The organism is Parasynechococcus sp., from assembly GCF_042954325.1.
In the GTDB taxonomy this organism is placed as follows: Bacteria; Cyanobacteriota; Cyanobacteriia; order PCC-6307; family Cyanobiaceae; genus Parasynechococcus.
On the sequence record NZ_JBGKDS010000011.1, the window covers coordinates 1 to 6,570 of the forward strand.

7 protein-coding genes are annotated in these 6,570 nt (G+C 61.5%); 1 reads left to right on the plus strand and 6 read right to left on the minus strand.

Annotated elements, in window-relative coordinates:
• From ACGVKB_RS00945 to ACGVKB_RS00960, 4 genes are all read right to left on the minus strand, one after another.
• Positions 1-209, minus strand: a 209-nt coding sequence (locus tag ACGVKB_RS00945; RefSeq protein ID WP_392349392.1) for an ATP-binding cassette domain-containing protein, incomplete at its 3' end; no start/stop codon positions are given.
• Entirely contained in the window at positions 206-1,180 is a 975-nt protein-coding gene (locus ACGVKB_RS00950) for an amino acid ABC transporter permease (protein ID WP_392349393.1), read from the minus strand. The genes ACGVKB_RS00945 and ACGVKB_RS00950, both read right to left, overlap by 4 nt.
• Positions 1,180-2,070, minus strand: a complete 891-nt coding sequence (locus ACGVKB_RS00955) for an ABC transporter permease subunit (protein WP_392349394.1) — start codon at positions 2,068-2,070, stop codon at positions 1,180-1,182. The genes ACGVKB_RS00950 and ACGVKB_RS00955 overlap by 1 nt, the downstream gene beginning before the upstream one ends.
• On the minus strand, positions 2,070-3,131 hold the full coding sequence (locus tag ACGVKB_RS00960) for an amino acid ABC transporter substrate-binding protein (protein WP_392349395.1): 1,062 nt from the start codon (positions 3,129-3,131) through the stop codon (positions 2,070-2,072). Before ACGVKB_RS00960 ends, ACGVKB_RS00955 begins: the two co-directional genes overlap by 1 nt.
• A 134-nt stretch (positions 3,132-3,265) precedes the next feature.
• Here ACGVKB_RS00960 and ACGVKB_RS00965 point away from each other — a divergent pair, with 134 nt between their 5' ends.
• Positions 3,266-3,550 (plus strand): hypothetical protein, encoded by a 285-nt coding sequence (locus tag ACGVKB_RS00965; RefSeq protein ID WP_392349396.1) that lies wholly within the window; start codon positions 3,266-3,268, stop codon positions 3,548-3,550.
• Positions 3,551-3,565: 15 nt separating this feature from the next.
• On the opposite strand, the gene ACGVKB_RS00970 is transcribed toward ACGVKB_RS00965, so the two are convergent.
• Both ACGVKB_RS00970 and ACGVKB_RS00975 read right to left on the minus strand, forming a co-directional pair.
• Positions 3,566-5,116, minus strand: coding sequence for a SulP family inorganic anion transporter (locus tag ACGVKB_RS00970; protein ID WP_392349398.1), 1,551 nt, complete (start codon positions 5,114-5,116; stop codon positions 3,566-3,568).
• A gap of 577 nt (positions 5,117-5,693) precedes the next feature.
• Positions 5,694-6,570 (minus strand): FAD-linked oxidase (locus ACGVKB_RS00975; protein ID WP_392349397.1); only part of this gene is annotated, 877 nt, incomplete at its 5' end.

The window sequence follows — 6,570 nt, forward strand, 5'->3', positions numbered from 1 at the left end:
TCGAGGGGCACCCCCAGCACGTCCAGGCGGCCGCCATCCAAGGTTTCCAAGCCGTTGAAGGTGCGAATCAGCGTGCTTTTTCCGGAGCCAGAGGGACCCATCACCACCAGCACTTCGCCCGCGGTCACCTCCAGGTTCACCCCATCGAGGGCCCGCAGCCCTGGGGTGTAACTCTTCACCAGGTCGGTGGCACGAATGGCAACGGTCATGGCTTGGAACGAACAGGGTCGAGCTGGATCTCGAGGTGGCGGGCCAGCAGGGCCATCGCCGTGCATGCCAGCCAGTAAACCGCAGCCAACCAGAGGTAGACCTCCAGGTAGCGACCGATGAAGTCTGGATTGGCGAGCAGGCTGCGACTGATTCCCAGCAGTTCCACCAGGCCGAGGATGGCCATCAGGCTGGTGTTCTGCAGGAGGCCGACGGCTTGGTTCGTCAGTGATGGCAAGGCAATCCGCAGGGCCTGGGGCAGCACCACCAGCTGCAACGTCTGCCGCGGAGACAGTCCCAGAACTTGCGCCGCTTCCTGTTGGGTGGGAGGAATCGCCTGCAGGCCACCACGCACGTCTTCAGCGATGTAAGCGGAGGCGAACAGGGCAAAGGCGACCACCGCCCGCAGCACCCGGTTGATCTCCAATCCCGGTGGGAGAAACAGCGGAATCAGCAGCTGTCCGAAGAACAGCACGGCGATCAACGGCACCGCCCGCATCAGTTCGATGTAGGCCAGGCTGGACCAACGCAGAACGGGCAGGGCACTGCGGCGGCCGAGGGCCAACAGCACACCCAGGGGCAGGGCCAGCAGACCACTGCCAATCGTCAGCAGCACGGTGAGGGTGAGCCCCCCCCAGTCGCGTGTTCCCACCGGCAGAAGACCCAATCCTCCTGCCAGCAACCACAGCCCCAGCGGTGCCATGGCAAGCCAGGCGATGGGCATGGCACGTCTCCACAGGCCCTGGCGTGGTCCCATCAGGGTGAGCAGCGTCAGGGCGATCAAACCGGCGATCCAGAGCAGTGGGCGCCAGCGCTGGTCCGCCGGATAGCTGCCGACGGCATACAGGGGCAGGTTGCTGCTCACCACCGACCAGTTGGCCCCATGCAGCAACCAATGCATCACCGACCAACCGCCCCAGCCGAGCAGGGCGATCAGGGTGAGTGTGATCAAGCGATCCAGCCAGCGGTTCATCAACGGCTCCTCCGCAGGCGCCCGAGAACCAAGCCGTTGAACGCGGTCATGGTTCCACTGATCAGCAGATTCAGCAGCAGAAAACTCAACAGCAGCAACAGGAAGCCTTCGATGGCTCGTCCGGTCTGCGTGATCGTTGTGTCGCTCACGGCGTAGACATCGGCGTAGCCCACGGCGATGGCCAGGGTGCTGTTTTTCGCCAGGTTTAGGTACTGACTGGTGAGTGCCGGGAGAATGGCCGGCAGGGCCTGGGGAAGCACGATTCGACGCAGTCCCAGGCCCTCATTGAGCCCCAGGCTCCGAAAGGCTTCCCACTGCCCTTGAGGAACAGCATTGATGCCTCCGCGAACGATTTCGGCGATCGAGGCTCCGGTGAACACCGTCAATCCGGTGAGGACAGCGCAGAATTCAACACTCAGATTGAGCCCCAGCAAGCTGATGCCTTGGTTGGAGAGCTCGATCAGTCCCCCCACCGGTGTCTCCGGCAGGCCGAGAAAGGCGACGAAATACCAAAACAGCAGTTGCAGCAGCAGGGGAACCTGCCGGATGACAGCGACATAGGCGCTGGCCAGGGTGCGCAGCAGACGGTTGCGACCGATGCGTGCGGCACCGGCCGTGATGCCCAGTGCCGTTGCCAGCACCAGGCCGGCGAGGATCACCTTGAGGCTGTTGAGCCAACCGATCAGGAGCGCCCAGAGGTAGCTGTCGGATGGGGCATAGGGCAGGGCGGTTTCGGCCAGCGCGAATCCAGCAGGACGTTCCAGCCAGCTGAAGCCGAGGCCGAGCCCCGTGCGGATCAGGTTCACCGCCAGATTGTTGATCAGCAGCCCCAGAAGAGCCAGCAAACCAGCTGCAACGGCCAGCTGGATCAGCAGTGCTTGCCGCCGCATCACGTGAAGGGGGGCGCGATCATCAAGCCGCCATCGTCAGCGAGCCGGTTGGCGCCGCGGGGAATGGTGACGGCACTGTCTGGACCGAGGTGGCGGTCATAGATCTCCCCGTAATGCCCGGTGGCACGAATCACCTGCACCACAAAGTCATCGGACAGTCCCAGCTTGCTGCCCAGGCCACCATCCACGCCGAGGAACCGTCGCAGGGCGGCCTGACTTGGGTCCCCCTTCGCTTTGGCCACCATCGCGTCCACGTTGGCCTGGGTGATGCCGCGTTCTTCAGCTTCGATCAAGGCATAGACCACCCAGCTCTGGGCATCCGCCATCCGCTGATCGCCGCCGACCACCGCAGGGGCAAGCGGTTCCTTGCTCAAGCGTTCCTCGAGGATGCGATGGGCGGTTGGATCGGAGAAACCGGATTGAGCCGCCGCCAGTTGGGAGCGGTCGGATGTCATCGCGGCGCAACGGCCCTGCAGGTAACCGCCGACGACCTGGTTGAGATCCTGATATTTGATCGGGGTGTAGGGCAGTCCGCGGGCGGAAAAGGCATCGTTCAAGTTCTGCTCGGTGGTGGTGCCGGAGCCCACGCAGATGGCCTTGCCGCTGAGGTCATCCAATGAGCGCACGCCGCTGTCGGTCGGAACGATCAAGCCCTGTCCGTCGTGGAACACCACGGGGCCGACGCTCAGGCCATTGCCTCCGCTGGCATCGCGGCTCAGGGTGTGGGTGGTGTTCCGGGACAGCAGATCGATCTCTCCGGTGCGCAGGGCGGTGAAGCGTTCCGGTGCAGTCAGGGGGCGGTATTGAACCTTGTCGGGATCACCGACGAAGGCGGCTGCCATCGCCCGGCAGATGTCGACATCCAGACCCGTGTACTGGCCCTCCGGACTGAGAAAACTGAATCCAGGGATCTTTCCGCTGACCCCGCAGAGCAGTTCCCCCCGTTGCTGCACCAGATCCAAGCGAGAGCCGTTGGCGTCACTGAGCGAGGCACAACCGCTGAGGACCCCGCCGAGGCTGGCCAAGGCTCCGATCAGAAGGCAACGACTGAATCGGATCATCAGCTATGGGACGGATCGGTTGGATTGTCCCAGATCTCCTCCTCAGACCGGGCTAATCGCCCTAGCTTTCCCCTAATTGAGATTTTGTGATGCGGGCCGCCCTTCCGCTGGTGGCAACTTTTTTGCTGACGTTGATGTCAGCAACTGCCCCCGCCCAAGCCTGGGAGGAAGGAGATCGGCAGGCCTACAACAACAAGATGTCGCTGCTGAAGGTGCTCTTGGATGGAGCCAAGGACCGGGCCTCCAGCAGTGGTGATCTTGAAACCCTCTGTCTGCTGATGAGCATCGGTAACGATGTCACCCTGCGCTACGTGCAGCTCAATCCTGAGGACCAACGGATTCAGACACGTCTGACCAACATGCGGACCGACATGACGTCATGTTTGGCCCTGTTGCATCAGCTCAACAAGGCCATCTGAGCCTGAGCCGACAGCTCAGGCATGGGCCGATTCCTGCCCCCCGATTCGCTCGAACAGATCGAGACTTTCGTCGTTCAGGCCCACCACTTCAACCTCAGATCCACCATTGCGATATTTGCGGATGATCTGATCGAGTGCGGCCACACCGCTTTGATCCCAGATGTGAGCGGCGGAGAGATCGATCGTGATCCGTGCAGGGTGATCGTGGAGATCAAATCCCTGAATGAAATAAACCTTGCTCACAAAAAACAACTGACCGGAAACGCGATACCGACGCTCGTTTTCGCTGATCTGAATCGCTTCAACCTGGATCACCTTCGCCACCTTGCGGCTGAACAGAATCCCTGCGAGGGCGACGCCAGCGAGAACACCAAGGGCCAGGTTGTGGGGTGTGGTGAGCATGGTGACGGCGAAGGTCATCAGCATCACCGAGGTGTCGCTCTTGGGGATCTGACGCAGATTGCGCAGTCCATTGATGTCCGCGGTGCTGATCGCGATGCTGATCATGACGGCCACCAGCGCGGCCATTGGGATCTGCTTGAGCCAGGGGCCCGCCAGCAGAATCATCGCCAGCAAACTGACGCCCGAAAAAAACGTGGAGAGTCGGGTGCGACCCCCGTTGTCCACGTTCATCACCGACTGACCCACCAGGGCGCAGCCGGCCATTCCTCCGAACAGAGAGGACACGATGTTGGCGATGCCCTGACCGCGGGCTTCGGTGTTTTTGTTGGTGGTGGTGTCGGTCCTGTCGTCGAGGATGTCCTGGGTGAGGAAGGTCTCCATCAGGCCGACCAAAGAAATCGCCAGCGCCGTGGGCAACACCAGGCCGAGGGTGTCGAAATTGAAGGGAACACCGCCGCTGCCGAACGGAATACTGAAGGAGGGCAAGCCATCGGGGAGCGTTCCCAGGCTGCTGACGGTGGGGATGTCAAAGCTGAAGCCAACGCTGATCGCAGTCAGCACAACGATGGCCACGAGCTGTGAGGGGACAACCCGGGTCAGCCGCGGCAAGCCATAGATGATGGCCAGACCCAGCAGCACCAACCCCCAGACGATCGGAACCTGGCCGCCATGGGGAAGCAGTGAGCTGGCCTCGCTGTGATGGATGTCCCAGCCCAGTTGAGGCAACTGCGCCTGGAAGATCAGGAGGGCCAGGGCATTCACAAAACCACTGAGAACGCCCTGGGGAACAAAGCGCATCTGATAGGCCAACCGCATGTAGCCCCACAGGATCTGGAGCACGCCGGTGACCAGGCCGGCAACCATCAGGTATTGCACGCCGAGCCCAGGACCACGGGCCTCACCGGTGGCGACCAGGCCAGTCATCAAAAGGGCGGTGGAGCCCGTGGCCGATGTGATCATCGCCATCCGACCACCGACCACGGCGATCGTGAGCGACAAGCAAAAGGCACCGAACAGACCGACCTTCGGGTCGACTCCGGCAATACCGGAAAAGGCGATGGCCTCCGGAATCATGGCGAAGGCCACCACCAGTCCGGAGAGAAGGTCCTTGCTGGGGTTCGAGAACCATTGGTTCAGCGCGGACGGACTGGATCGCTGGGCCATCACCGGATGCCATAGGCAGCCGCGACCGTAGAACATGACTTATCCCTTTCCAGGACTCGAAGTTCTTGAAACGCCTCCCCTTTCCTGGGACGGGTTCTGTGTTGGTGATCTTGGTTTTTGGGACGAGAGGGGAGTTACCTCTTTGATTTGCATGCCTTTTTCACAACTCCCCACACGAGCAACACCGCCAGGATCAGTAGAGAGACGAGCACAAAGAGACAGTCCCAACTCCTGAGACAACGCTTGTTCAAGGTTGGGGGTGTTTGCGTGACCTGTCAGGCCAGTGCGTCCTTTTCGGACCGGTGTCAGCTCAATGCCTTTGATGCCTGACTGTGTGACGATTGCTCACCCGCGCCAAGCTCACACATGATCAGTGCCTTCATGCTGATCAGTGCTGATCATGGATCGCGTTTTGAAGCGGCCTGTAAAAACTTTTTTGTGATCCCTATCGATCAACATCGTTATCTCTGGTTTCTGCTTTATCTGCAGCAGTCATCGACTCAGCGTGACATCAATAGGCGACTTAGGAATCGTCAGAAACGACGGGTGTCTGATGGGTCAATGCTGTTGATCTGAGTCAGAGGGTTGGCAGGTTGCCATTGGGATCGACCGTCCGCTTCAGATCTCGGAGACCCGGCAACCAGTCGCCAAACGCCAGCGACAGCTCCCGCCGGTGCCAGGGCAGGTGGTCATGGAGCTGTGCCAGATGCACACCGGGACAGATGGGTTCGAGCAACGCCCAAACCTCCTGCAGCCAATCAAGGCTGCGCTGCCGACTCTCGCTGTCCTGGCCGGGCCATGCAGCGGTGATCCAGGGCTTCCAGATCGCCTGCCGATGCACGAAGGAGGTGACATCACGGCCCACGGTTGAGGTGGCTCCTCCCAATTGTTGGCAGGCGAGGTTGCAGCCCGGATGGGGGCGATGTTGAACCAGCATGCGCAGCGGCTGGATCAGCTGCTGCCACTGTTCGGCGTTGGCGGGGCCGAGCAGGCCCACCACTTCGCTGTGGGTTCTGACGTCGCTGTGAGCTGGTGTGGCCAAGGCCGGCAGCTGATGCAGTCCGTCGATGTGGCTTGCTCCAGGCCAACCGCCGTTGGCGGCGTCCACGATCAACAGCTGGATGTCGTCTTGATCACCCCAGTGCCACTGCAGGCTTGTATTGGCTGCTTGTTGTTCCGCCCATGCCATCCATTGCGGGAGCTGCTCCGGGTGGATGCGCTGCGATGTCACGGCCAGATGATGCAACGGAAGGGTGCGGATCGTCACATCGGTGACCACGCCCAGAAACGCCGCGGCGCCACAGAGGCCGCGCCAGGCGCGGCGTTGCTCCGGTTCGCTCTCCAGGGTCGGCCGCTCGATGGCAAAGCGGCTTCCATTTCCCCAGACACCTCTGATCTTAAGCAGTTGATCGATCGCGAGTCCGTGCTGTCGACTCAGCGGACCCATGCCACCG

Bases quoted from the DNA above. Each gene is read 5' to 3' on its own strand.
- ACGVKB_RS00950 (WP_392349393.1), bottom strand. From the start codon at position 1,180: ATGAACCGCTGGCTGGATCGCTTGATCACACTCACCCTGATCGCCCTG.
- ACGVKB_RS00955 (WP_392349394.1), bottom strand. From the start codon at position 2,070: ATGCGGCGGCAAGCACTGCTGATCCAGCTGGCCGTTGCAGCTGGTTTG.
- ACGVKB_RS00960 (WP_392349395.1), bottom strand. From the start codon at position 3,131: ATGATCCGATTCAGTCGTTGCCTTCTGATCGGAGCCTTGGCCAGCCTC.
- ACGVKB_RS00965 (WP_392349396.1), top strand. From the start codon at position 3,266: ATGTCAGCAACTGCCCCCGCCCAAGCCTGGGAGGAAGGAGATCGGCAG.
- ACGVKB_RS00970 (WP_392349398.1), bottom strand. From the start codon at position 5,116: ATGGCCCAGCGATCCAGTCCGTCCGCGCTGAACCAATGGTTCTCGAAC.